Consider the following 25,594-nt stretch of genomic DNA (forward strand, 5'->3'; position numbering starts at 1 on the left):
CTTACAAGCGCATTTCGATGCCTTGTTCAGCCAAATATTGCTTAGCTTCTGGAATGGTATATTGACCAAAGTGGAAAATACTTGCTGCCAACACTGCATCGGCACCACCTTGCAAAATACCGTCTGCAAGGTGTTGTAGGTTACCTACACCGCCTGAAGCAATCGTTGGAATGGTCACGCGATCATTAATGGCACGCATTAAAGCAATGTCATAACCTGCTTTAGTACCGTCGGCGTCCATACTGGTAATCAGTAATTCACCCGCACCGTAGTCAGCCATTTTTACAGCCCATTCAATCGCATCAATGCCGGTTGGTTTACGGCCACCATGAGTAAAGATTTCCCATTTGTTGTCGCCAGTTTTTTTGGCATCAATCGCAACTACAATACATTGTGCGCCAAAGTGTTGAGAAGCTTCTTGAACAAATTCAGGGTTAAATACGGCAGCTGAGTTAATACTCACTTTATCTGCGCCTGCATTTAATAGCGCACGAATATCTTCAACCTTACGTACGCCACCACCCACAGTTAATGGCACAAATACAGTCTCGGCCATACGTTCAACAGTACGGTAAGTGGTATCGCGTCCATGATGTGTAGCGGTAATGTCTAAGAAAGTAATTTCGTCTGCACCTTGTTCGTTATAGCGACGTGCCACTTCAACTGGGTCGCCCGCATCACGAATATCGAGGAATTGAACGCCTTTAACTACGCGTCCGTTATCAACGTCTAGGCAAGGAATAATACGTTTAGCAAGCATAGCTTTTTCCAAAAATAATCGCCGTTGGTGAAAGTTCCTACACAGGCGCTACACCTTCATGGAGGGAAGAGGTATTCTATCAAACTTCACAGATGTTTTTTGCAGGTTTTCCATGTCGGTTTATACCCCGTTGAGTTTAGATGAAGTTCGCGCCTTTGCTGCACCTTATGGATTAGAGGTGTTGGAGCTGAACCCAATTCAGGGAGGTATTCAAAACACCAATTATTTTTTGGTTGATGTAAACCGTAAACAATATGTACTCACCGTGTTTGAAGAGTTAGATGCACAAGGGGCAGGCGAACTCATTCCTGTTCTTGAGCAATTAGGTACTCATGATGTCCCTGTTGCTGTGCCGTTAAAACATAGCGGACAAGCAGTTCACGTGATTGCAGAAAAGCCTGCACAGATTGCTCCACGTCTCATGGGTCACCATCCCATGCAAACCACAGTAGCTCAGGTCGCAGCAATTGCTGATGCACAAGCGAAACTGCATGTGGCTTTGCAGGATTTTCCGCTTGAGCGTGAATATCGACGTGATCACCAATACTGGACAGGTGTTGCAGAGCAGCTTAAACCAAATATGACTCAAGATGACCAAATGTTACTTGAGCAGGTTTATCAAGCTTTTAATGCTAAAACAGCACAATACTCAAACCGACCAACAGGTTTTATTCACTCAGATTTGTTCCGTGACAATACTTTGTTTGAAGGCGAGCAACTACAAGGTATTTTAGATTTTTACGAGCTAAATCAAGACGAATTACTGTTTGATATTGCAATTACCATCAATGATTTTTGTACCGAATATCCAGCAGCGCATTTAAACTCTGACAAAGTAGCCGCTTACTTAGAGGCATACCAAAAAGTTCGTGCGCTGACTACCGATGAACTTGAGTGTTTAGATGTATTCTTGGCAATGGCGGCTTGCCGTTTTTGGTCAATGCGTTTGCAAGTTGCTCAAAAAAATAAAGAAGAAGGACGTACCGGCGATGACATCTTGCAAAAAGACCCGCAAGAAATGCGAGCAATGATGCAAGATCGTTTAAGCCATGTAAAAGCATAAAAGGGAATAATAAAGATGCGAGATCAGGGGCGATTAGTCGAATGGTTCGACGAAAAAGGTTATGGCTTTATTCAGCCAGATGATGCTGAAAAAGAACGAGTCTTTTTGCATATTAAAGATTTTGCACGCCCCGGACCTCGGCCAATTATTGGCTGTGCATTGGAATATTTGGTTATTCTCGATGAACGAGGTCGCTTTCGTGCCCAACAAGTCACTTATTTAAAAGCATCTCAAACTCGTAAAGCATCAAAGCCTGTAAAAACACAATCTTCTTTTCAAGGCAGTCCATGGTCTGCAATGCAAATGGGGATCGTGTTTTATTTTGTTTTAATGGGAATTATGAGCTTTATCCATATTTTACCCGCCTATACCTTATTGTTTGTTTTAATGATGAATGTGCTGAGTTATTGGCTATATTCACAAGACAAAGAAGCTGCACAATTGGGTAATCGCCGTGTGCCTGAGCAAACATTACACATCGTTAGCTTTTTAGGAGGTTGGCCTGCTGCATGGTGGGCACAACAAAAACTGAGACATAAAACACAAAAACAACCCTTTCGTAAGATTTATTTTTGTACCATATTCTTTCATTTACTTTTGATTTTGTGGCTAATTTCTCCCTTAAATGTGTTGCGGGGCTCATAAAAGTAAATTGTTTTATTAAACTTGAGAGGTATAAAAATGAATAGTTCTATCGACCAAGATCCAAATCGTACTTTAACACTTATTTTATATGTACTTTATATTGTCGCTATTTTTACAGGCGGCCTACTTGCGGTTATCGCTTTAATTATTAACTATGTAAAACGTTCTGATGTGCAAGGTTCAATTTTTGCGAGCCACTTTACATGGCAAATCCGAACATTCTGGTGGTATCTGGCTTGGAATATTATTGCCTTTCTGCCGTTTATTTTCCTGTTCTTTACAGGTGAAAATACTGATCTATTTGCAGGCGTTGCCGTTTCATCGACCGTGTTCTGTGTCGGTGTAATTGGTGCTGCGTGGATCTGGATTGTATATCGTGCAATTCGCGGCTTGATTGCTTTAAATGATAATCGCCCGATGTATCAACCTTAATAAATAAAAAAAGAGAGCTTAGCGCTCTCTTTTTTTATTCTCGAATTCTTTTAGTTTTCTTAATTGGTAGCTTGATTTTTAACTCACTGACTAAAACACCTAAGACCACTAAAGCACCTCCCAAAAGTGCAATCAATGGCAAACGTTCACCCGCAATTCGACCAATAATGCCTGCCCAAACAGGTTCTCCTGCATAGATAATTGCAGCACGTGAAGGATCAACCACACGTTGAGCCCAGTTCATCACAAATTGAATGAGTGCACTCGCTAAACCTAATGCAACCGCAATGAGTACAAGCGGCCATGAAAATGTAGGAATTGTATGTTCACCCACCACAGGCATAATTGCGAAAGAAAGTAGAGACGCCACACCAAGTTGAATGATCGTAACGCGACGCAAATTTACTTTTCCAGCAAAGTAGCTAATAAAAATAATTTCTAAAGCAATCGCAAACGACCCGAGCACTGTTAAAAGTTGCCCAAAACTTAATGTAATTTTCTCAAAACCATTGCCTGTCAATAACACAAGACCGACAAAAGCAAGAGCAGCACCTACCCAAGTCATAATGTGGGGAACTTTTCTAAAGATAAGCCACATTAAAATAGGAACAAGCGGAACATATAGCGCCGTTAAAAAAGCCGACTCACTACTTGGAATTGTTTGCAGACCAATCGTTTGTGTACCATAGCCTGCTGCAATAACAAGACCAATCGCACAACCTGCGCCTAAATCTTTTAAAGTGACACCTTTCATACTTTTTAAAGAAATAACAAGCAAAGTAAGAGCTGCTACCGCAAAGCGACAGCCCACAAAAAACATAGGCGACGAAAAATGCAGTGCATATTGCACCGTAAGAAATGTTCCACCCCAAATGATCGTAATCAAAATGAGTGCTAACTGTGGGGCTTTGCTTGAACTCAGGGAAATTGGTGACATACTTAAAATCATTAGAAATTGTGCAATATACTGCACATATTGCGCTATTCTTCTATTTTGTGCAATATATTGCTCATATTTTATTTACTACTTTATTTTATGAGCCAGTCGAGTACCGTTTTACAGCATGTCGGCACAAATATCCGTTCATTACGAGATGAACGAGATTTAAGCCAACAGGACTTGGCCGATCAGGCAGGGGTAAGTAGACGAACCATTGCAGCTTTGGAAACAGGGCAAGTTAACATTAGCCTAGCTAAACTCGATGCAATTGCAGTCGTGTTGGGTGTAGACTTTAGAACGATTGTGAGTGCTCCTGAGCATAAAGAACAAGTCTTAGTAAATGCACTCGCTTGGCAGGGTAGTAAAGATGAGAGTAATGCTACTCTATTAGCCTCAGTTCCATCTCATACTCAAGTTGAGCTTTGGACATGGTCATTGGCAGTGGGAGAGTCTTATGTTGCTGAAGCAGACCCAGAAGGATGGCAAGAGCTTATTTATGTATTAGAAGGCGAGTTGACCATACAATTTGCAGATAGCTCAAAAACTATTGCTGCTGGTTCTTCATTTATATATGCCAGTTCAGTAACTTATACTTATATTAATAGTGGTAACCAAGTCCTTAAGTTTATTCGTAATGTGGTGTATTGATTAGAAATATTTTTATACCAATAATAAAAAAGAGCCTAAACCGGCTCTTTTTTTACATCTTAAAAATTAAAGACGGTTTTCATCTAACAGAAGCTGAGCTTCACGAAGGTTTAAAGTACCTTCATAAATTGCGCGGCCTGTGATTGCACCTAAAATACCCGGTTGGCCTTTTAAGTTGCGAACATCATCGAGGTTAGTTACACCACCTGAAGCAATCACGGGTAAGCCTGAGTATTGAGCCAAGTTTACAGTTTGCTCAACATTTACGCCTTGCATCATGCCGTCACGAGCAATGTCTGTATAAACAATGCTAGACACGCCTGCATCTGCGAAGCGTTTTGCTAAGTCAGTTGCTTTCACATCAGTAACATTTGCCCAGCCGTCTGTTGCAACCATACCATTCATGGCATCAATACCAACAATGATATGACCAGCAAAACGTTTACAAGCTTCTTCTACAAATTCAGGCTCTTGAACTGCTTTTGTACCGATAATGACAAACGTCACGCCAGCTTCTAGGTAGTGTTCAATCGTTTCTAATGAACGAATACCACCACCAATTTGAATTGGTAATTCTGGCTGAGCTTTAGCAATTGCTTCAACAACAGGCTTATGAATTGGGGTACCTGCGAAAGCGCCATTCAAATCAACCAAATGCAAACGACGTGCGCCTTCATTTACCCAATGCTGGGCAGTTGCAACCGGATCGTCAGAGAAAACGGTATCGTCTTCCATACGCCCTTGTTTTAAACGCACACATTTACCATCTTTCAGGTCAATTGCTGGAATGATTAGCATGCTTCCGCTCCTTGCTTCATCATGATTATGAAATTGTGCACATCTTAGCAAAGTATTGATCAATCGCTAAGCCTTAGAAAAGACTTTTATAACTTTACGTTTGAAGTGCGGTTTGAATGGTTTGTGAAATATGAACGGGCAATAGATTTTGTTTTCTGAGTGCTTCAAATACCAATAACGCAGCATACGCATCCGCGGCGGCATAATTGATTTGCTGTGATGTGAGTGGTTTTCGTGCCCAATTTGAAGTTCCGACTTTCTTCGACTTTGCAAGATACTGCCCAAATAACAAGGCTACTGCTTTTTGTATTCCCATTTGCTGTTTAAAACCAAAGTGACTAAATCCTTTAGCAAGGTCGACACAACTTTCTAGCTCTATACCTTTTTTATGAAAAATGTGCTTATCATTTTTAAGGCCAAAGCCGACTTTAATTTGTTTTTGGTTCGACAAGATGGGTTGCAAGAATTTTAAAGTTGATGAATTAACATGAAATAAATAGGCCTTTTGTGTTGTAGCAAGTTGAATCAAATGTGGACCAGTTGAGATTTCGCCCACTTGAAATGTAGGCTTGGACTCGGAATCAAATCCTAAAAAGGTAGCTGCTTTTAATTCTTCTTCAATACTTTTGCATTGTTCGCTATTTTCAATCACCACAATACTGTGGTGGTTAAGATTTTCAAAAGGAGGGAGCTGCTGAATAGAGGCTTTATCAAGGAGGGCAAAGGCTTCGGACATATTTAACAGCGTACAAATGAATTGGGCTATTCACTTTATATATGAATAAAGCCTAGAGAACTAGGCTTTATGACTGTCTTTAAAAATTATTCAGACTGAGATGGGCTACCGATCACAATACTTTCGCTTTTCTCGACATAACCTTCATAGGTAGGAGCCATGATTGTGGCAACAATAGCAAAAATTACTGCAAGTGGAATAAGCGCAATATAAATCCAGCCTAAAACACGTTCCCAGCTTGGTGTTGGACGCTTGGGTCCATAATTATTAGTGCCTTCTGTTCCTTTGGCACAGAATAAATAAACCGCAAAGCCAATATTCACAAGGGGTATTAGCATGAGTAAAGATAACCAACCTGTATTATTGCGGTCATGCAAACGGCGAATAGTAAATACGAAGCTAATATAAATACCGACGATATAGAGAATGGCAATAGAGACTATGCCCGGCGCAGTAAAGCCTGGAGCGCCCTCGTTTTGTGTAAGTCCGAAAGTAAAAATAATAAGTAGAACAACAGCAGTGAGGGATAGCGTAAATAAGAAGGTCCAAGCAGCGTAAGAGAGTCGCCCAAAACGTCCATTTGCCTTAAAGGGCGAATCTTGTTGAAGGGGCTGATTTTCAAAAGGTGAATTCATTTTGTTTTCCTGATCATTTGGTTTTATTTAAAAGTATAAATATTCAATATCTTGTTGGATAAAATATCATTCTATAAATGATTGGTTGTTATTATAAATAAAAAAAAAGATCAGGCCATCTCGACCTGATCTTTTTTAGTTTTTAAATCAGATTAAATATTCCATTCCACAAAGTTTTTCAGTAACTGCAAACCAGCAGTGTGACTTTTCTCTGGGTGGAATTGAGTCGCGAATAAATTATCTTTGTGAATGGCTGTGCAGAAATTCACGCCGTAGTCACATGTTGCAGCTACTACGCTTTCATCTTTAGGTTCAACATAGTAGCTATGTACAAAGTAAAAACGAGCATCTTGTTCGATGTTGTTCCACATTGGATGGCTCGGGTCCAGTTGGTGAACCTGATTCCAGCCCATATGCGGCACTTTTAAACCTTCCATTTGAGGAAAGTGTTTTACCACACCATCAAAAATACCAAGCGCGTCTACACCGCCATTTTCTTCTGAGCTTTGTAGTAGCGCTTGCATGCCTACACAAATCGCAAGAACTGGCTTATTAAAAGCAGCTTGGCGTACGACTTCATCAATACCTGCTTCACGCATGCCTTGCATACAGTCACGCATTGCGCCAACACCCGGAAAAACAATTTTGTCGGCTTGTGCAATTAACTTTGGATCATTGGTCACATCGACTGTAGCGCCCACATGCTCAAGTGCTTTAGCTGCTGAGTGTAGATTGCCCATGCCATAATCAAGTAACGCGATACGTGTCATTAGAGGCTACCTTTTGTCGATGCAATCGTGTTTTCTGCACGTGGATCAACTTCACATGCCATACGTAAAGCACGAGCAAGTGCTTTAAAAACACTTTCGATTTGGTGGTGGCTATTTTTACCTTTTAAGTTATCGATGTGTAAGGTCATAAGTGCATGGTTTACGAAGCCTTGGAAAAACTCAGAAAATAAATCCACATCAAATGTACCGATGCGTGCACGGGTAAATGGAATATCCATAAATAATCCCGGACGACCAGATAAATCGACAACTACGCGAGATAAAGCTTCGTCTAATGGTGCATAAAAATGACCATAGCGTTTTAAACCTTTTTTATCACCTAAAGCTTGCGCAAAAGCTTGTCCAAGCGTGATACCACAGTCTTCTACAGTGTGGTGATCATCAATCTCGAGGTCTCCATCACAATGAATATCGATATCAAATAAGCCATGTCGCTTGATTTGATCAATCATATGGTCTAAAAATGGAACTCCAGTGTTTAGTGTGCCTTGACCAGTACCGTCGAGATTTAAACGAACTCGAATTTTGGTTTCATTGGTATTTCTAACCACTTCACTGATACGTTGCGTCATGGACACGTTCCTCAAAAAACGTCAAAAATGATTGGATGTTAACGACAATTTCGCTGTGACGAATTCGTGACAGCATCATAGTTTGCTCAGGAGGGTTAATCAATGCCTATTACCGTACATGCTTATAGTTCTCTAGATAATTCAGAGATCCGCGATCAGCTTGAGCGTTTGTATGATACAAGTCCGGAGTTTGGTGACGGGCACGATGCGATTGAACAACTTGAACAAGATTTACAACAGTATACCACGCTATACACTGCTGAATTTAACACCAAAATTATAGGTGCAATTTGGTCTTCAGGACAAGGTGAAAGCAAGGTTCTTGAATACATTGTTGTGCACCCTGCTAACCGTGGTCGTGGGGTAGCTGAGCGCTTAGTTGAAGAAGCTTGTCGTATGGAAGAGTCAAAAGGCGTTAAAACTTTTGAACCGGGCTGTGGCGCGATTCATCGTTGCTTGGCGCATATTGGTAAATTACATCACTAACAGCCTCTATTCTTATGTAGCTGTGATTTAAAAATAATCACTTGTTACAAAAAATACGGAAGTTGCTTGACGTCTTCTTACAAACATTGTTTAATACGCCCACTTCGGCGTGATAGCTCAGTAGGTAGAGCAACGGATTGAAAATCCGTGTGTCCCCAGTTCGATCCTGGGTCTCGCCACCATTATTTGTGTTTTCAATCCCTGATCCCATCAGGGATTTTTTTTAAGTATAAAAAATACTCATTTAAATCAGAAACTCAGGATAATAGTTGACTATTGTTCTGAGATACGGCTTAATACAGGCCATCGGCGTGATAGCTCAGTAGGTAGAGCAACGGATTGAAAATCCGTGTGTCCCCAGTTCGATCCTGGGTCTCGCCACCATATTCAAAAAGCCCTATACATTAACGTATAGGGCTTTTTTCATGTCTATCTATTTGCCCCAACACATCGTTAATTCATTTGTGTATAAATCCCGTTTTATCCACAAGTATGATTACTTATCCCCAAGCCCAAATCGGTTTTCTTAATAGAGAAAAAGAAAGTGTGGACTAGGCGCGCTAGTCGGGTGGATTATCACTAATAAGTCGTTTTCCTAAACACACTGCTTCTACTTCGTCATAGCCAAGCTGTTCATAAAAGTTCAGTACATTTAAATTGTCTTTGCGGACGAGTAATTGCAGTTTTGGACAACCGCGGGCAATTAAGCGCTTTTCAAGCTGCTGAACGAGCGCTGTAGCGATTCCTAAGCGTTGTTGGTGGGGATGAACAGCTAAATAGTTAATCCAGCCTCTATGGCCGTCGTAGCCGCCCATAAGCGTGCCAATCAGTTGCTCGTCTTTAATCGCAACCAAAAACAAATCATCCTGTTGTGAGACTTTCCTGAAAATATCGGTTTCAGGATTATTCCAAGGGCGGGTCAGGCCACAGCTTTCCCATAAAATAACGACATCATCCAGATCTGCATTTGTAAATTGACGAATAATAAACATATGGATTTCTACTTTTTGTTTTGATGTGCTGAAAAGATAAAATAAAAATTAGGACTTGAGCAGTGTTTTATCAATAAATTAAACAAATAAAAAAGCACCCCCGAGGGAGTGCTTGAATTAAATCAGTGTTTTAAGCTGATTTTGCAACTGGTTCTGCTTGAAGCATTTGGCCTGTTTCTTCGAAGTTTGCATGCCAAGACAATGCTTCACGAAGTAAGTGAGGAGTATGTCCACCTTTAGCACATGCACGATCAAAGTAGTCGTTTAATGCACCACGATAAAGTGGGTGTACACAGTTATCGATAATAGCGCGAGCACGCTCACGAGGTGCTAAACCACGTAAGTCTGCTAAACCTTGCTCTGTCACTAAAATATCAACGTCGTGTTCACTATGGTCAACGTGGCTCACCATCGGCACGATAGAAGAGATATCGCCGCCTTTAGCAATTGATTTAGTCACAAAGATTGCCAAGTGTGCGTTACGAGCGAAGTCACCTGAACCACCAATACCGTTCATCATTTTAGTACCGCATACGTGGGTTGAGTTCACGTTACCGTAAATATCAAACTCAAGTGCAGTATTAATGCCGATGATACCTAAACGACGTACCAATTCAGGGTGGTTAGAAATTTCTTGTGGACGGAGTACTAATTTGTCTTTGTAAGCTTCGATATTGCCAAAAACTTTTTCACCACATTTTGCAGAAAGGGTAATTGAGCTACCAGAAGCAAATTTCATTTTGCCTGCATCGATGAGTTCAAAAGTACAGTCTTGTAGTACTTCTGAGTACATAATGAGGTCTTCAAAATCAGAATCTTTTAAACCTGTTAATACAGCGTTGGCAATAGAACCAATCCCTGCTTGTAATGGACCAAGATTTTTTGGTAAACGGCCTTCTGCAACTTCTTTGTTAAAGAAAGCAATAAGGTGGTTTGCAATACCTTGAGTCTCATCATCTGGAGGAGTTACTGTTGACGGTGAGTCATGTGTATCGTTAAATACAATACCTACAATTTTTGCAGGATCGATTTGGATTGCTGTTGTACCAATACGCTCATCCACTTTAGTTAATGGAATTGGAGTACGTGTTGGACGGTAAGTCGGAATATAGATGTCGTGTAAACCTTCAAAGCTTTCGCTTAAAGAGGTGTTGATTTCAACAATAACTTTTTCGGCAAAAATAGCGAAGCTTGCAGAGTTACCAACTGAAGTTGTTGGAATGATGCCGCCATCTTCAGTAATCGCAATTGCCTCAATCACTGCAACGTCTGGACGTTTAAGTTGCTGGTTACGCATTTGCTCAACAGTTTCTGATAAATGTTGATCGATAAACATAACTTCGCCGTTGTTAATCGCACGACGTAAAGTGTTGTCTACCTGAAATGGCATACGACGAGATAAAACACCTGCTTCCGTGAGTTGTTTGTCTAAGTCATTACCTAAGCTAGCACCCGTAATTAACGTGATTTTTAACGGATTTTTCTTTGCATGCTCTACAAGTGCTTGTGGAACAGCTTTAGCTTCACCGGCACGAGTAAAACCACTCATACCAACGGTCATTCCATTTTCGATGAATTGCGCAGCTTGTTCAGCACTGATGACCTTGTCATGAAGAGAAGCTAGGCGAATACGACTTAAAGACATTGGACATCCTCAATATTGTCAAAACATAGGGGATTTTAGCTATGAAAAATTGAAAAGTGCATAGGTGTTAGGCTAAGGTCTAATTTTGTAAATAAATGGCGGTATAAATTATATTTATGGCTTGTATTTAATTGATTTTTATTGCTTTTATTTATCATTAAAACGAGGCTTTTAATTACTAATTGCTCAAATTAAAAGCGCTCACTTAAAGTTTGTTTTATTTTTTCTAATGGATTGGTTGTGGTATTTTCTTCAGTGCTTGGTTTTGGGATTGGTAAAGAAATAATAACTTCTAAACCCCCTTGTTCACGGTTATGAATTTGAATCTCACCATGATGGATATCAACAATACGTTTAACAATCGCAAGCCCAAGACCGCTACCTTGAATCGTTCTTGCTGAGTCTCCGCGAACAAAAGGTTGCATCAACTCTTCAATTTGATCTGCCGGAATACCTTCACCATGATCAGCAACGGTAATTAAAATATATTCATTTTCAACTTTTGCACTGAGCTCAATTGGTTCAGCACCGTATCGTTTTGCATTATTAATTAGGTTGGCAATTAATCTTTTTAAAGAAAGACTACGTGCCGGAATAATAGGCACATCCTGCATTTCGAACTGAATATCAAGAGGTTTAAATTGCACCACCAATTCTTGCAAAAGAATATTGATATTGGTGTCTTTCAATTCCTCATCCGAACCATCGCGCATATACGAAATGAACTGATTAAGAATTGCATCCATATCATCTACATCGTAGACCAAGCCTTCACGTAAAAACTCATCAGGCAGCATCTCTGCTGTTAAGCGTATGCGTGTAAGTGGGGTGCGTAAATCATGTGAAATACCCGCCAACATAATACGTCGTTCACGTTCAGTCTGATCGAGTGTATAGACCATGCGATTAAAGGCTTGGTTTACTTGACGAATTTCTAGTGGTCCATGATTGGTATCAAGGTAAGGCGCTGTTCCAGATTTACTATATTCATTGGCAGCATTCTGCAAACGACGTAGAGGGCGGTTCATCTGTCTGACCAAAATCAAAATAATGATAGCCGACAGTAATGGAACACCCACAACCCAACCCACTAAAAGCTCAGGGCTGTAGTTGGCATAGGTTTTTAAAGGCTCACGAACCCAGTTTCCATGCATTTCAGGAGTTTGAATCCAAATGCGTGGGCTCGGTTTAAACTGGAAGTAGACGGTAACGTCTTTAGTCCCGATCTCATTTGCAAGTTTTTCTTCAACCTGATTGGTAAAAAACTCGGCAATAACCTTGTCTCGAACACTAGGATATTCTTTAGGGTTTGTAACGTATTCGATACCGACTCGATTACGTAACCATGCATCCACATCTACTTCATTTTCACGATGAAAAATTCGTATATCAGGATTGTTGACGAGTTCAAGTTCAACAGCAAGGTAACGTGCATGTTGTTGAATTTCAGGTAAGTAAAGAGTGCGCCAAAAGAACCATAACGACATAAATAAGCTAAAGAACACCACCAGCAGTACCAGAATAGTGGTACGCATGGCAGCAGAACGTGGTTTTATTTTGTCGAGAAAACGTTCCCATCGAGTCCGTTTACGTTCTGAGTAGGTAACGTAATCAGTAAAGTTCTGTGGGGCGATTGGTTCTAAACTCACTCTATCTTATCTCAAGCTTATTCAGCACCATCCGGAACGAATACATAGCCCACACCCCATACAGTTTGGATGTAACGTGCACGTGCAGGGTTATCTTCAATTAAACGACGTAGGCGAGAGACTTGAACGTCAATTGAACGTTCCATTGCGCCCCATTCACGGCCACGTGCTAAATTCATAAGTTTATCGCGTGTTAATGGTTCACGTGGGTGTTGTACCAATGCTTTTAATACTGCAAATTCGCCAGTTGTTAAAGTAACGATTTGACCTTCGCGTGTTAGTGTACGAGTAGACAAGTCTAAAGACCATGGACCAAAGCTTACTACTTCAACTTGTTGGCTTGGTGCACCCGGAACTTCACGAACTTGACGACGTAATACTGCACGGATACGTGCTAAAAGCTCATTTGGATTAAATGGTTTTGGCAAGTAGTCATCTGCACCAGCTTCAAGACCGGCAATACGGTCTGAATCGCTACCGCGTGCTGTTAACATGATGATTGGCGTATCAATATTTGATTGGCGTAAACGACGGCAAATACTTAAACCATCTTCAACCGGTAACATAAAGTCGAGTACGATCAGTGAAAATAACTCACGTTGTAATAAACGGTCCATTTGTGAAGCATCATGGGCAGTTTTTACAACAAAGCCTTTATCTTCCAAAAAACGTTGCAAGAGGGTACGTAAACGCACATCGTCATCGACCACTAAAATACGTTCGACACGATCCGTTTCGTTGTGTACGGTTTCAGGATGTTCAGCAGGTACAACTAAACTCATGATGTACTCCCTTTTAAAGTCATAATTTATATATTATTGGGTCGGATAGGCTTATTGCCAACAAGCCCTCAGTATAATGCTGATGTTCTTGTTTAGACTATGTATCAATTTGCTCAAAATTACAATTTTCAAGGTGGTTTGAAACCAAAAAACAACATCTTAAGCCCATAATTTAGCAAAGACCGCTCAGAAAAAACAAATACTTCAATTTTCAATAATTTTATAATCAATCAACAGTAATAACCCATTGTTTTAAATAATTTATTTAAAAAAATCTTAACACCCCTCTATAGGGTTCTTAATAGTTGAATTGAGCAAATAAGCAAATTCGATAAGAAATTACGAGAATAAAACAGTGATCAATCTCAATATTTCACCTTTTGGGTCATGTATCAATATGATCATTTTCTCGTAAATTATATTAAATTTTTGTCACATTTATGACATAAGTCATACGTTTATATTTTATAAAGATTAAAAGGCTGAGTTCAGTATTCATTTTTTCATACTTAAACCCCTGTTTTTTTGTGCTCTAGTCGTCGAAAAAAGTATAAATATTCAGAGTCAATACAAAAAAACGTTTTGAATACGCAAACAAGTGTGGATTTTATGGGCTTGGTCTTTATAATCAGTGCTTTTAAACTTTATCCTTGTGGGATCAAACACGATGACTGACTTAGTTCAGCAGTTGGCAAGTGAACTTGCCGTACGTCCAAACCAAGTAGAAGCTGCCATCCGCTTAATTGACGAAGGTGCCAGTGTTCCATTCATTGCCCGTTACCGTAAAGAAGTAACACAAGGTTTAGATGATACGCAGTTACGCCAATTAGATACTCGTTTAGCGTATTTACGTGATTTATATGAGCGCCGTGAAAAGGTTATTCAGTCATTGCAAGAACAGAATAAATTGAGTGATGACTTGTTGGCGCGGGTGAATGCAGCCGAAACAAAAAATGCTTTAGAAGAAATTTATGCACCGTATCGTCCTAAGCGTACTAGTAAGTCTTTTAAAGCAAAAGAAGCAGGTCTAGGACCGATTGCTGAAAAAATTATTGCAGAACAAGTTGACCCGACAGAAGCATTGGCTGGTTTTAGTCATGAAGACTATCCAGATGTTGAAAGTCAGTTAGATGCGATTCAGCATATTCTAATTGATGACTGGGCACAAAATATTGCACTGACTACAGAATTAAAAGCAACTTTTGCAAAAACTGCAGTTTTAAAAAGTACAGTTGCTTCTGAAGAAAAGAAAGAAGTCGGTAAAAAATTCCGTGATTACTTTGAATTTTCTGAAGGTTTAAACAAACTGCCTTCACATCGTTTATTGGCGATGTTGCGTGGTCGTCAAGAAAATGTATTAGGTTTAAAAGTAGATGGTGAAGATGATGCACCATTGGCACGTATTGAAACTGAATACAACCTTGAGCAAATTCAGCCGCAAGCACGTCAGGACTTCTTAAAGCAAACTGCTAAATTGTTCTGGTTGGGTAAAGTTCGCCCTCAAATCGAGCATTCATTGCTGACAGAGAAGCGCCTTACTGCTGAAGCAGAAGCAATGCAGGTATTTGCTGAAAATCTCCGTCATTTATTATTATCGGCACCAGCGGGTAGCCGTACTACTTTAGGTGTTGACCCTGGCATTCGTACCGGTGTGAAACTAGCTGTAGTAAGCGATGCTGGAGATGTACTTGCTCACAGCACGATTTATCCATTTGCGCCTAAAGAAGACAAAGAAGGTTCTATTGCTGAGCTTGCACGTTTATGCCGTGAATATAATGTAGAGCTTATTGCCATTGGTAACGGTACAGCTAGCCGTGAAACTGAAGCTGTCGTGGCTGAAATGATGGCTGCAAATACAGATCTTAAATTAACGCGTGTGACTGTAAGTGAAGCGGGTGCATCTGTTTATTCAGCAAGTGAACTTGCTGCGGCAGAACTCCCAGAACTTGATGTTTCAATTCGTGGTGCAGTATCAATTGCTCGCCGTTTACAAGACCCACTTGCTGAACTTGTTAAGATTGATCCGAAATCAATTGGTGTAGGTCAATATCAACACGATGTGAATCAAACCGGTTTGGCTAAAACACTTGATGCGGTAGTCGAAGACTGTGTGAACGCGGTTGGTGTTGATGTAAATACCGCTTCTCCAGCAATCTTGGCTTACATTGCAGGTTTGAATAAAGCCATTGCACAGCAAATTGTTGAATACCGCAAAGAGCATGGTCGTTTTGATAACCGTCAAGCTTTGAAAAGCGTACCACGTCTAGGCGAGCGTACTTTTGAACAAGCAGCTGGTTTCTTGCGTATCCAAAATGGTTCTGAACCTTTAGATGCTTCTGCTGTTCACCCTGAAAGTTATGGTCTTGTTGAGAAAATTGTTGCAGCAAAAGCGACAACTGTGAAAGACATCATTGGTAATACCGAAATCATCCGCCAAGTAAAAGCTGATGAATTTGTTGATGACAAATTCGGTTTGCCAACCGTTCAAGACGTATTGGCTGAACTTGAAAAACCGGGTCGTGACCCACGTCCAGAGTTCCGTACTGCTAAATTCCGTGAAGATATCACTGAAGTGGGCCAATTAACTGAAGGTATGCAGCTTGAAGGCGTGATTACCAACGTCACAAACTTTGGTGCCTTTGTTGATATTGGTGTTCATCAGGATGGTTTAGTTCATATTTCTGAATTAGCGAATGAGTTCGTTTCTGATCCGCATAAAGTTGTAAAACCGGGCCAGATCGTACAAGTGCGTGTTATGCAGGTTGATGCTGAACGTAATCGCGTGAACTTAAGTATGCGTGCCGAAGGTTCTGCACCCGTAAAAGCTCAGCGTCCACCACGCCGTGAGCAAAATAACGAACAACGTTTTGAACGTAAGCCTCAAGGTAAACGTCCTCAACCACGTAAAGATCAAGCTGAACGTCCTCAGCGTAACAAGCAAGAAAAACCTCAAGAACAAAAGATTGGTGGTTTAGGTGCATTGTTATTGCAAGCAGGAATTAAAGGTTCTAAATAAGAGTCTTTAATATGATAAGAAGCCTCCAGTTTTTGGGGGCTTTTTTATTAGTGCATCATTATTTTTGAGAGATATCAAAGATCGGTTAAGAAAAAACGCAGTCCTAAAGATGAGGTGAATCTTAAGATCAACAAATCGTTGTTAAATACACAATTAAATACACAACGTTATAGCATAACTAAACTTTAATGAGATTCAGTTGTCCGACATCATCAACCCAGCCTTGAAGCATTTATTCTCTTTCAGGCTGTAATAGTACAACTTTGCTTATTTCTTTTTATTATAAATGGTTGTTTTATGTCGGTTTTAAACCTGAAAAATAGATTTCATTTAAAAGACCTCTTATCCGGAGTTGTCGTATTCCTTGTCGCATTACCGCTGTGCTTAGGTATCGCTTTAGCCTCAGGTGCTCCCATCATCTCTGGTATTATTGCAGGTATTGTCGGCGGCATTATTGTGGGTTTACTCAGTGGTTCCCACATTAGCGTTGCAGGCCCAGCGGCAGGGCTGACTGCGGTCATTCTTGTACAGTTAGAACAACTAGGCGGCAATTATGCCGCCTTTTTATTATGTATTATTTTTGCAGGTGTCCTACAAATTCTATTTGGATTATTCAAGTTAGGTTTTTTTGCTAACTTTATTCCAAATAATGTCATTTTAGGATTACTCGCTGCTATTGGTGTCATTCTAATTGCGACACAATTGCCTTACCTGTTCGGACTTTCTGATTTTTCATGGAAACAGGTTTGGACTTCAACACCAGACGCATTCCTCCAACGTTTTGATAGCGGAGCGGCACTGATTGGTTTGCTCAGTTTATTCCTAATTTTAGCGTGGGATAGTAGTCCGCTAAAAAAACTAGCTTTACCTTCGGCTTTAATTGCAGTTGTGCTAGCAGCAGTTTTAAATTTTGTGTTAATAAGTACAGGCTCTCCATTGGCCGTGCAAGTGGATAACCTCATTCAGTTACCGAATATCTTACAAGCACCCGAAGAAGTATTAATTTTTCCTGATTTTAGCTATTTAGCTGAGCCTATGATTTACACAGGAGCCATTACGCTCGCTGTTGTAGCATCTTTAGAAACATTATTGAATCTAGAAGCGGCAGACAAGATCGATCCTCAAAAACGTTCTTCTCCTCCTAACCGTGAACTCTGGGCACAAGGTACAGGTAACATCATTTCGGGCTTAATTGGTGGAATGCCTGTCACCTCAGTGATTGTGCGTAGTTCGGTGAATGCAAATACAGGTGCGCGTAGTAAATGCTCTACCATTATTCATGGGGTATTGTTGCTGCTAGCAGTTTTGTTCTTCGTGCCATTAATGAACATGATTCCTCTGTCTGCATTGGCTGCGATCCTCATCCTGACAGGCTTTAAGCTTACCCATCCAAAACTATTTAAACAGCTTTATCAAAAAGGTTGGAAACAGTTTCTGCCTTTTATTATTACCTTAGTTGCAATTTTGCTGACTGATCTTTTAATGGGAATTTTAATTGGCCTATTCACCAGTAGTGCTTTTATTCTCTATGGTAATTTTAATAAAGGTATTCGTGTTTATAGAGAGAAGCGCCTACATGGCGTAGTGACTCGTATTGAACTTCCATCACAAGTGACCTTTCTTAATCGTTCTGCACTTATTTCAGCATTGGAACATGTGCATAAACATCAGCAACTCATTATTGATGCGACTCAATGTGATTCGATTGATCCTGATATCTATCAAGTTATTCAAGATTATCAAAGTGAAACTGCTATTAAACGTCAGGTAAATCTTAAACTGGTTGGGTTTAAACAGCACTATCAAGATGTTGATGATGCCGTACTTGATATTGATATTAGTACGCAAGATTTGCAACAAAAGCTGAGTCCTCAACAGGTCGTCAATTTACTTAAAGAAGGAAACGAGCGCTTTGTAAAAAATGAACGTCTTCAACGCGATATTTACCGACAAATTCGCGTGACTGCAGATGAAGGACAGCACCCGATTGCAGCCGTGCTGGGTTGTATGGATTCACGTGCTCCTACCGAAATGATTTTTGATGTAGGTATTGGGGATCTGTTTAGCTTACGAATTGCAGGTAATATTGCTGGGCAAAAAGTATTGGGTTCACTTGAGTTTGCTTGTCAGGCTAAAGGTTCTAAAGTCATTGTTGTTTTAGGTCATACCGATTGCGGTGCGGTGACAAGTGCATGTCAATTGCGTTTAGAGCAAAAGCAAGTGTCTGATGTAAAGGAAATGCCACACATTCAATATGTGCTTGGGCCATTAATGCATTCGGTTGATAGCGTATATGACATTATGCAGCCACGTGAATTAGGTAATGCTTTTATCAGTCAAGTCACAGCAATGAATGTTCACTACAACATCCAGTATATTATTAATAACAGCAGTGTGCTTAAAGATATGGTGGATCGAGGTGAGATTGTAGTTGTGGGTGCAATTTACGATGTAAAAACAGGGCACGTTCAGTTTCTTGACTAATATGAACCTCATTAAAAAAGCGCCTTAAATTAAGGCGCTTTTTTAATTATGTCATCAACTCAAAATTACCAGTGTTCACCTGGGAAAATGCGTGCATATGCTTTTTGTGCCCAGTTTAATTTCTCAGTTTTTTGACCCTTCGCTGCATCTGAACTTGGGAATAAACGGAAACCAATCGACATAAACATATTATTGATGCCTGGCGCTACAGAATAAGTCATTGAAGCTAAGCGACCTAAGTTAGTTGCCATACGTTTTGGACGTTTCACAATTGCATAAGCAATTAGGTCAGCAGCCTGCTCAGGTGAAAGTGTTGGTACATATTTATAAATTTTAGTTGGCGCAATCATTGGGGTACGAACCAATGGCATATAAATTGAAGTAATTGCAATTTTGTGTGCATGAACTTCGGCCGATAGACAGCGGCTAAATGCATCAAGAGCAGCTTTAGATGCGACGTATGCAGAGAAGCGAGTGGCGTTTGCTAAAACACCAATCGAGCTAATATTAATAATTTGTCCGTCTTTACGCTGAATCATATGTGGCAAAATATTGAGAACTAGACGAACTGCACCAAAATAATTTAATTGCATCGTGCGTTCAAAGTCATGAAAACGATCATAAGATTCATGTACGGCACGGCGAATAGAGCGACCTGCGTTATTAATTAAAATATCAATGTGATCAACAGTCGCTAAAATTTCTTTAGATACTTGGTCAATCATTTCCATATCGTTGAGATCACATGGAAAAATTGATGCCTTACCGCCACGGCTTTCAATATCTGCTTTCACTTCTTCCAAAGTTTCTTGAGTACGGGCAACCAATAAAACATGGGCACCAGCATCAGCAAGTTTATTTGAAATCGTTAATCCGATTCCACTCGAGGCGCCTGTCACTAAAATGACTTTATCTTGTACCTTTTCCTGGAACAGAGCTTCTAATTTTTTATTCACAGCATTTTACCTAAGTAGGGGCAGGGACTATTTATTCCGGTATGTAATTTTTATTTTTACAACCGTAGGTTCATCCAGATGAACTCATAAATATTGTGCTTATCTTAATAGATGTTTAAAAATTGTCTAGTCTGTAAATATATGAAATTTAACAATTTATTTAGAGTAAAAACTCTAAAATACGATCTTAATCCATTAATTATTTTAGTCTTATAATAAATGAAAAAACAAAAAAGCCTCTATTTCCAGAGGCTTGTTGAATAGTTTAAAAGTTATACAGTTGAAAGTGCTTGTTCTAAATCGGCAATTAAGTCATCAATATGCTCAATTCCAATTGAAAGACGTACCATATCTTCACTTACACCAGCAGATTTAAGTTCTTGTTCATTGAGCTGGCGGTGAGTTGTGGTTGCAGGATGACACGCCAAACTTTTTGCATCACCAATATTGACCAGACGAGTAAATAGCTGAAGGGCATCGATGAATCGAGTACCACCTTCACGCCCATCTTGCACACCGAAAGATAAAATTGCAGAAGGTTTACCTTTTACATATTTTTGAGCAAGCTGATGCTGTGGATGATCTTTTAAACCTGCATAGTTGACCCATTTTACTTTTGGATGAGTCTGTAAATATTCCGCAATTTTTTGGGCATTTTCAGTATGGCGTTCCATTCGCAGATTTAGAGTTTCTAGACCTTGTAAAATCAAGAAAACACTCAGCGGGCTAATAGCCGCGCCTGTATTCCGTAAAGGTACAACGCGAGCTCGTGCAATATAAGCAGCTTCACCTAATGCTTCGACATAATTAACCCCGTGATAACTTGGGTCAGGCGTGTTCAAAACTTTAAAGCGTTCTGGATATTTACCCCAAGGGAATTTACCACTATCGACAATCGCGCCACCAATGCTATTACCGTGTCCACCAATATATTTGGTAAGAGAGTGAATAACGATATCGGCACCATATTCAAATGGTTTTAATAAAGCAGGGGTGGCAACAGTATTGTCGACGATAACAGGTACACCATATTCATGTGCAATTTTTGAAATTGCTTCTAAATCGATAATATTGCCAAGTGGATTACCAATCGATTCAACAAAAACAAGTTTAGTTTTATCATCAATTAAATTACGTAAGCTTTCTGGTTGTTGGTAATCAAAAAAGCGAACTTCAATACCTTGTTTTGGTAATGTGTGGGCAAATAGATTGTACGTCCCGCCATATAAAGTTGAAACTGAGGCAATGTTGTCTCCCGCTTCTGTAATAGTTTGGATGGCATAGGTAATTGCTGCCATTCCAGAAGCCAAGGCTAGCGCACCAATTCCACCTTCAAGTGCAGCTAGACGTTGTTCAAGTACAGCAGTGGTCGGATTCATAATCCGCGTATAAATATTGCCCTGAACTTTTAAATCGAAAAGGTCGGCACCGTGCTGTGTATTATCAAATGCATAAGAAGTCGTCTGATAAATAGGGACCGCAACTGCTTTTGTTGTCGCTTCGGGTGAGTAGCCTGCGTGAATGGCTAAGGTTTCATCTTTATAAGTCATGATTACTTCATCTTCGTGAGTTAAATATTGAGCGAGTCTAGCTTAAAAGTTAAATAGAAAATTGCAGAAATTCTGGTTTCTTTTCTAATTTTAGGAATAAAGATAGAAAAATATACGCTGAAACACTGTATAAATCTTATACATAAGCATTTTGCAACTTATTGAAAAAGAAAATTGTTTGATAAATCCGTACGATGGAAATCATAACTTCAAGTTGTTGGGGTTTTCAGCGTATAATACGCGCGATTATTTATCGCTTATGCGATGTATTGGTTTTTCAATTGAGGAGTCCTGCGTGGCCCAATATATTTATACGATGAACCGAGTGTCTAAGATGGTTCCGCCAAAGCGCGAAATCTTAAAAGACATCTCTTTATCATTTTTCCCGGGTGCCAAAATTGGTGTACTCGGTTTGAACGGTGCAGGTAAATCTACCTTGCTTCGTATTATGGCTGGCGTAGATAAAGATTTCTCTGGTGAAGCTCGTGCACAACCTGGAATTAAAATCGGCTATTTAGAGCAAGAGCCGCCACTTGATCCAACTAAAGACGTTCGTGGTAACGTTGAAGATGGCGTACGTGAAGCTTTAGATGCTTTAGAACGTCTTGATCAGGTATTTGCAGAATATGCAGACCCGGATGCTGATTTTGATGCACTTGCGAAAGAGCAGGAAAAATTAGAATCAATCATCCATGCTTGGGATGCGCACAACCTAAACAACCAGCTTGAAATCGCGGCAGATGCCTTGAACCTTCCAGCTTGGGATGCAGACGTAACTAAGCTTTCAGGTGGTGAACGTCGTCGTGTAGCACTTTGCCGTTTATTGCTTTCAAAGCCAGACATGTTGCTTCTTGACGAACCGACGAACCATTTGGATGCAGAGTCTGTATCTTGGTTAGAACGCTTCTTGAAAGATTTCCCTGGCACAATCGTTGCGATTACGCATGACCGTTATTTCTTAGATAACGTGGCCGAGTGGATCTTGGAGCTTGACCGTGGACACGGTATTCCTTACCAAGGTAACTACTCTTCTTGGTTGGAACAGAAAAATGCTCGTTTAGAACAAGAGCAGAAACAAGAAGAATCTTTTGCTAAAGCATTGAAAAAAGAACTTGAATGGGTTCGTTCAAATGCGAAAGGTCAGCAAAAGAAAAACAAAGCGCGTATGGAGCGTTTTGAAGAGCTTAACTCTAAAGAATTCCAGCAACGTAATGAAACGTCTGAAATCTACATTCCACCTGGCCCTCGTTTGGGTAATAAAGTTGTGGAAGTGGAAGGTATCAGCAAATCATTTGACGGCCGCGTGTTGTACGAAAACTTATCGTTTACTGTACCTCCAACAGCAATTGTAGGTATCGTTGGTCCAAACGGTGCGGGTAAAACGACTTTATTCCGTATGATGACTGGCGAACAGCAACCTGATACAGGTACTGTGACTTTAGGTGAGTCAGTTAAAGTGGCTTACGTAGGTCAGATTCGTGACACCCTAGACAATAACAAAACTGTTTGGGAAGAAGTATCTGGTGGTTTAGATATCTTGAAAGTGGGCGATTATGAAATTGCTTCACGTGCTTATATCGGCCGCTTTAACTTCAAAGGTCAAGATCAGCAAAAACGCGTAGGCGAATTGTCTGGTGGTGAGCGTAACCGTTTACAACTTGCGAAAATTTTACAGCAAGGCGCAAACGTTATCTTACTGGATGAGCCATCAAACGACTTGGATATTGAAACTTTACGTGCGCTTGAGGATGCAATTCTTGTGTTCCCAGGTACAGTAATGGTGGTATCGCATGACCGTTGGTTCCTTGACCGTATCGCGACACACATCTTGTCGTTTGAAAATGAACAGCCAGAATTCTACACAGGTAACTATGCAGAATATGAAGCGTATCGTCAGTCACGTTTAGGTGAAGACGCTGTTCAAAAACGTACTAAATACAAAAAAATTAGCGGATAATTTTGCTAATTTAAAAAAAACCAGCCTACGGGCTGGTTTTTTATTTATGAAAAAGCCAATTTACTAAAGGCTTCCTGTAAGCAGCGATCTGCATCAGGATGTCCCTGACTTGCGGCTTTTTGTAACCACTTTTCAGCCTCACTATAATTTTTATCTAGACCAAATTGTCCATTTAGATAACCAATACCCAGTTTAAATGAAGCATCTGGGCTACCACGTAAAGCTGCGCGTAAATAACACCACATGGCATTTCGGTCATTAGGAGTTATATCTAACCAATTTTGCATACGTTCATGATCTTGCTCGGCTAACTCTTCAAAGCGTAAACCTTGTTCAATCTCATCAACTGCTTGCGAATGCATATCAGCGGTTAAGTTCTCAAAAGCAAACAAGTGATTAAGCCCATGCTTGATTGATTTCATATTCATGATAGTTCTCCCTTGTTCCTCAATTTGATTGAATTGACTCACACTTTTAAGCTAGTCCCTTATATTGAAATATTATGTTTTTTTTTGTAAATATAATATAGCGCATTTGGATGAAAACAGATGAGGTTTTAGCTTACATAAAAGTTACATCTGTTTTTACGTATAGTGGAATTACTATAAGAATAGAGTATTCCCAGTTAAATCAAGAATTCTTTAAAACTAGAAAATAGTTTTTATTTAATATAAGAAAATTTATAAATATCAAACAAAAGAAATTTTCTTAAACAAAAACCAGCCTATGGGCTGGTTTTTGTTTAAGAGTGAATGAATTTATTTATTAAAGTCACCATGCAAATCTGACCAGATTAATGATGGGGCTACTGTAATTACATCAAAGGTCATCGCAAGAGGATATAACGCCATGCGTGTTACACGTTTAAACGGATGTTTCTTGGTTACTTCATCTTTTTGTTGTAGAGCGACTGGGTAGGGAGTTGGGAGCTGCTGTTGAATCTTTTGATTATCTGCTTTTTGATAAATCTTTCCCTTAAAGCGGATTATGGTGAAAGGGTAGAAAACTTGTTTTTGATTTTTCATTGCCATAAATTGATTTTTAAACCCTAATGTATTTAAAAGTTCTTTTTGTTTTTCATCTATTTGATAAGTAGGAATATTATAACGAATCGTTATCTCGCCATGAAAATGAGTAGAATCATCCATCTCAAGTACAAGCGGTGATGGTGTCTTTAAAGTTCTCTGTTCTGCTGGAATACTTTTGATAATATTTAAAAGGTTTGAGCTACCGTCAGTCATTAAATAGTTATAGTCTTTCCCCACAAATACAAAACCTTGTTCTTGGTCATTTTTAACTGTTTGACCTAAGGCAATAATTTGATCATTTTTTAAAACAGTGGTTTTAATTTCAGTTGTTTCATTTGGTAAAGCGGTGGACAATAGATTCGTTGCGCAGCCTGTTAGGCCAAGGCAAATGGTTAATATCGATATAGAAAAAAGCTTGTACATAATGATTACTCAAAAAGAAATTATTTTTGTCTCGTATAGCGTGAGACTAAGTTCTAAATTAAAAAATGGGGATTTATGAATCGAGGTTTTGTAATTTTATTACATGCCTACTGCCTGTTATAGTGGCTCTGTTCAACTTTTTAGTTTAATGGTGCGCTTTTGCCACGTTCCGCCGTTTTTGTGTCTATCTTGTTTAGTTTGCTCATATTCCAAAGTTTATGGAATGTGGCGGCAGCATTTTGCATGCACGAAAATCAGGAAAAAGCATTACATCATTTTGGGCATCATACGGCTTTGAATGTAGATCAGGCTTCACCTCATGCTCATAGTGAACAAAGCGATAAGGTAAACACTTCTCATAAAGCACCTTTAAACTTGCAAGATCATCATGACCATTTACCAACATGTTTTCATGTGGTGATGACTGAAGTTGAAAAACAAGCTCAGGTGCCTGTAGTGCATGTGCAGGAACTCTCACAAATTTATCACTGGTCAAATTCTTATCAGTCTCCGCATCTCGGTGCTCTGAAACCGCCTCCTGTTTTAACCCCGCTATAGGTGGGGTAGCCAAAAAAAGCCCACCGCATCTTATATTCATTGCGGGGC

The 25,594-nt window shown here is 39.8% G+C and carries 25 protein-coding genes and 2 tRNA genes; 11 read left to right on the forward strand and 16 right to left on the reverse strand.

The window, feature by feature from the left end; genetic code table 11:
• Position 1 precedes the first annotated feature (1 nt).
• Entirely contained in the window at positions 2-760 is a 759-nt protein-coding gene (gene hisF, locus F931_RS19330; RefSeq protein WP_000880078.1) for an imidazole glycerol phosphate synthase subunit HisF, read from the reverse strand.
• Positions 761-872: 112 nt separating this feature from the next.
• On the opposite strand from hisF, the gene thrB reads away from it, so the two are divergent.
• Genes thrB through F931_RS19345 form a run of 3 tightly spaced genes read left to right on the forward strand, consistent with a single transcriptional unit; the run spans position 873 to position 2,900 of the window.
• Positions 873-1,823: a homoserine kinase gene (thrB, locus tag F931_RS19335; protein ID WP_016142841.1), complete on the forward strand. Its 951-nt coding sequence runs from the start codon at positions 873-875 to the stop codon at positions 1,821-1,823.
• A 15-nt stretch (positions 1,824-1,838) separates the two neighbouring features.
• Complete coding sequence (locus tag F931_RS19340; RefSeq protein WP_016142842.1) at positions 1,839-2,468, forward strand: DUF1294 domain-containing protein; 630 nt, start codon at positions 1,839-1,841, stop codon at positions 2,466-2,468.
• 36 nt (positions 2,469-2,504) lie between these two features.
• Positions 2,505-2,900: a DUF4870 family protein gene (locus F931_RS19345; RefSeq protein ID WP_016142843.1), complete on the forward strand. Its 396-nt coding sequence runs from the start codon at positions 2,505-2,507 to the stop codon at positions 2,898-2,900.
• 34 nt (positions 2,901-2,934) lie between these two features.
• Here F931_RS19345 and F931_RS19350 read toward each other — a convergent pair whose 3' ends face one another.
• Entirely contained in the window at positions 2,935-3,837 is a 903-nt protein-coding gene (locus F931_RS19350; protein WP_025470431.1) for a DMT family transporter, read from the reverse strand.
• Positions 3,838-3,936: 99 nt separating this feature from the next.
• Between F931_RS19350 and F931_RS19355 the strand changes: the two genes are divergently transcribed.
• Positions 3,937-4,488 (forward strand): helix-turn-helix domain-containing protein, encoded by a 552-nt coding sequence (locus tag F931_RS19355; RefSeq protein ID WP_016142845.1) that lies wholly within the window; start codon positions 3,937-3,939, stop codon positions 4,486-4,488.
• Between the two features lie 66 nt (positions 4,489-4,554).
• Here F931_RS19355 and hisA read toward each other — a convergent pair whose 3' ends face one another.
• The 5 genes from hisA to hisB all read right to left on the reverse strand — a co-directional run bounded on the left by hisA (position 4,555) and on the right by hisB (position 8,020).
• Positions 4,555-5,286 (reverse strand): 1-(5-phosphoribosyl)-5-[(5-phosphoribosylamino)methylideneamino]imidazole-4-carboxamide isomerase, encoded by a 732-nt coding sequence (gene hisA / locus F931_RS19360; RefSeq protein WP_000905538.1) that lies wholly within the window; start codon positions 5,284-5,286, stop codon positions 4,555-4,557.
• A 94-nt stretch (positions 5,287-5,380) separates the two neighbouring features.
• Positions 5,381-6,022, reverse strand: coding sequence for a 3'-5' exonuclease (wrn, locus tag F931_RS19365; RefSeq protein ID WP_016142846.1), 642 nt, complete (start codon positions 6,020-6,022; stop codon positions 5,381-5,383).
• Positions 6,023-6,108: 86 nt separating this feature from the next.
• The gene (locus F931_RS19370; protein WP_016142847.1) at positions 6,109-6,657 is read right to left on the reverse strand and encodes a DUF805 domain-containing protein; all 549 of its coding nucleotides are present in this window, start codon (positions 6,655-6,657) and stop codon (positions 6,109-6,111) included.
• A gap of 152 nt (positions 6,658-6,809) precedes the next feature.
• Positions 6,810-7,427 (reverse strand): imidazole glycerol phosphate synthase subunit HisH, encoded by a 618-nt coding sequence (gene hisH, locus F931_RS19375; protein WP_016142848.1) that lies wholly within the window; start codon positions 7,425-7,427, stop codon positions 6,810-6,812.
• Positions 7,427-8,020, reverse strand: a complete 594-nt coding sequence (hisB, locus tag F931_RS19380; protein ID WP_002116767.1) for an imidazoleglycerol-phosphate dehydratase HisB — start codon at positions 8,018-8,020, stop codon at positions 7,427-7,429. The genes hisH and hisB overlap by 1 nt, the downstream gene beginning before the upstream one ends.
• Positions 8,021-8,122: 102 nt before the next feature.
• Between hisB and F931_RS19385 the strand changes: the two genes are divergently transcribed.
• The 3 genes from F931_RS19385 (at position 8,123) to F931_RS19395 (ending at position 8,890) form a co-directional block, all read left to right on the forward strand.
• Positions 8,123-8,506: a GNAT family N-acetyltransferase gene (locus tag F931_RS19385; protein ID WP_016142849.1), complete on the forward strand. Its 384-nt coding sequence runs from the start codon at positions 8,123-8,125 to the stop codon at positions 8,504-8,506.
• Positions 8,507-8,612: 106 nt separating this feature from the next.
• A tRNA-Phe gene (locus F931_RS19390) sits at positions 8,613-8,688 on the forward strand.
• A 126-nt stretch (positions 8,689-8,814) separates the two neighbouring features.
• Positions 8,815-8,890, forward strand: a tRNA-Phe gene (locus F931_RS19395).
• A 176-nt stretch (positions 8,891-9,066) separates the two neighbouring features.
• Here the strand turns inward: F931_RS19395 and ypeA are convergent.
• The 5 genes from ypeA to ompR all read right to left on the reverse strand — a co-directional run bounded on the left by ypeA (position 9,067) and on the right by ompR (position 13,574).
• On the reverse strand, positions 9,067-9,498 hold the full coding sequence (gene ypeA, locus F931_RS19400) for a GNAT family acetyltransferase (RefSeq protein ID WP_016142850.1): 432 nt from the start codon (positions 9,496-9,498) through the stop codon (positions 9,067-9,069).
• Between the two features lie 130 nt (positions 9,499-9,628).
• Positions 9,629-11,143, reverse strand: a complete 1,515-nt coding sequence (locus tag F931_RS19405; RefSeq protein ID WP_016142851.1) for an acetyl-CoA hydrolase/transferase family protein — start codon at positions 11,141-11,143, stop codon at positions 9,629-9,631.
• A gap of 35 nt (positions 11,144-11,178) precedes the next feature.
• Positions 11,179-11,301 (reverse strand): hypothetical protein, encoded by a 123-nt coding sequence (locus tag F931_RS22315; RefSeq protein ID WP_080649547.1) that lies wholly within the window; start codon positions 11,299-11,301, stop codon positions 11,179-11,181.
• Between the two features lie 33 nt (positions 11,302-11,334).
• Positions 11,335-12,792 (reverse strand): ATP-binding protein, encoded by a 1,458-nt coding sequence (gene envZ, locus F931_RS19410; protein WP_016142852.1) that lies wholly within the window; start codon positions 12,790-12,792, stop codon positions 11,335-11,337.
• 17 nt (positions 12,793-12,809) lie between these two features.
• Positions 12,810-13,574, reverse strand: coding sequence for an osmolarity response regulator transcription factor OmpR (gene ompR / locus F931_RS19415; protein ID WP_000060753.1), 765 nt, complete (start codon positions 13,572-13,574; stop codon positions 12,810-12,812).
• Positions 13,575-14,241: 667 nt separating this feature from the next.
• Here ompR and tex point away from each other — a divergent pair.
• Positions 14,242-16,590 carry a Tex family protein gene (gene tex, locus F931_RS19420; RefSeq protein WP_016142853.1) on the forward strand — a complete coding sequence of 783 codons (2,349 nt, stop codon included), beginning with the start codon at positions 14,242-14,244 and terminating at the stop codon, positions 16,588-16,590.
• Between the two features lie 297 nt (positions 16,591-16,887).
• The gene (gene ychM / locus F931_RS19425; protein WP_016142854.1) at positions 16,888-19,074 is read left to right on the forward strand and encodes a solute carrier family 23 protein; all 2,187 of its coding nucleotides are present in this window, start codon (positions 16,888-16,890) and stop codon (positions 19,072-19,074) included.
• Positions 19,075-19,139: 65 nt separating this feature from the next.
• Here ychM and F931_RS19430 read toward each other — a convergent pair whose 3' ends face one another.
• Together F931_RS19430 and metY are read right to left on the reverse strand one after the other, a co-directional pair.
• The gene (locus F931_RS19430) at positions 19,140-20,030 is read right to left on the reverse strand and encodes an SDR family NAD(P)-dependent oxidoreductase (RefSeq protein WP_016142855.1); all 891 of its coding nucleotides are present in this window, start codon (positions 20,028-20,030) and stop codon (positions 19,140-19,142) included.
• A 272-nt stretch (positions 20,031-20,302) separates the two neighbouring features.
• A complete protein-coding gene (gene metY, locus F931_RS19435; RefSeq protein WP_016142856.1) occupies positions 20,303-21,580 on the reverse strand; it encodes an O-acetylhomoserine aminocarboxypropyltransferase/cysteine synthase family protein in 1,278 nt (425 codons plus the stop codon).
• A 295-nt stretch (positions 21,581-21,875) separates the two neighbouring features.
• On the opposite strand from metY, the gene ettA reads away from it, so the two are divergent.
• The gene (gene ettA, locus F931_RS19440) at positions 21,876-23,537 is read left to right on the forward strand and encodes an energy-dependent translational throttle protein EttA (protein ID WP_005067029.1); all 1,662 of its coding nucleotides are present in this window, start codon (positions 21,876-21,878) and stop codon (positions 23,535-23,537) included.
• 44 nt (positions 23,538-23,581) lie between these two features.
• Here ettA and F931_RS19445 read toward each other — a convergent pair whose 3' ends face one another.
• Both F931_RS19445 and F931_RS19450 read right to left on the reverse strand, forming a co-directional pair.
• Positions 23,582-23,965, reverse strand: coding sequence for a tetratricopeptide repeat protein (locus tag F931_RS19445; RefSeq protein ID WP_016142857.1), 384 nt, complete (start codon positions 23,963-23,965; stop codon positions 23,582-23,584).
• Between the two features lie 330 nt (positions 23,966-24,295).
• Positions 24,296-24,988 carry a YidX family protein gene (locus F931_RS19450; protein WP_016142858.1) on the reverse strand — a complete coding sequence of 231 codons (693 nt, stop codon included), beginning with the start codon at positions 24,986-24,988 and terminating at the stop codon, positions 24,296-24,298.
• Positions 24,989-25,147: 159 nt separating this feature from the next.
• Here F931_RS19450 and F931_RS0103995 point away from each other — a divergent pair, with 159 nt between their 5' ends.
• A complete protein-coding gene (locus F931_RS0103995; protein WP_025470432.1) occupies positions 25,148-25,546 on the forward strand; it encodes a cation efflux protein, CzcI-like in 399 nt (132 codons plus the stop codon).
• Positions 25,547-25,594: the final 48 nt, after the last annotated feature.

This window comes from Acinetobacter pittii ANC 4050, assembly GCF_000399685.1.
GTDB classification, from domain to species: Bacteria; Pseudomonadota; Gammaproteobacteria; order Pseudomonadales; family Moraxellaceae; genus Acinetobacter; species Acinetobacter pittii_E.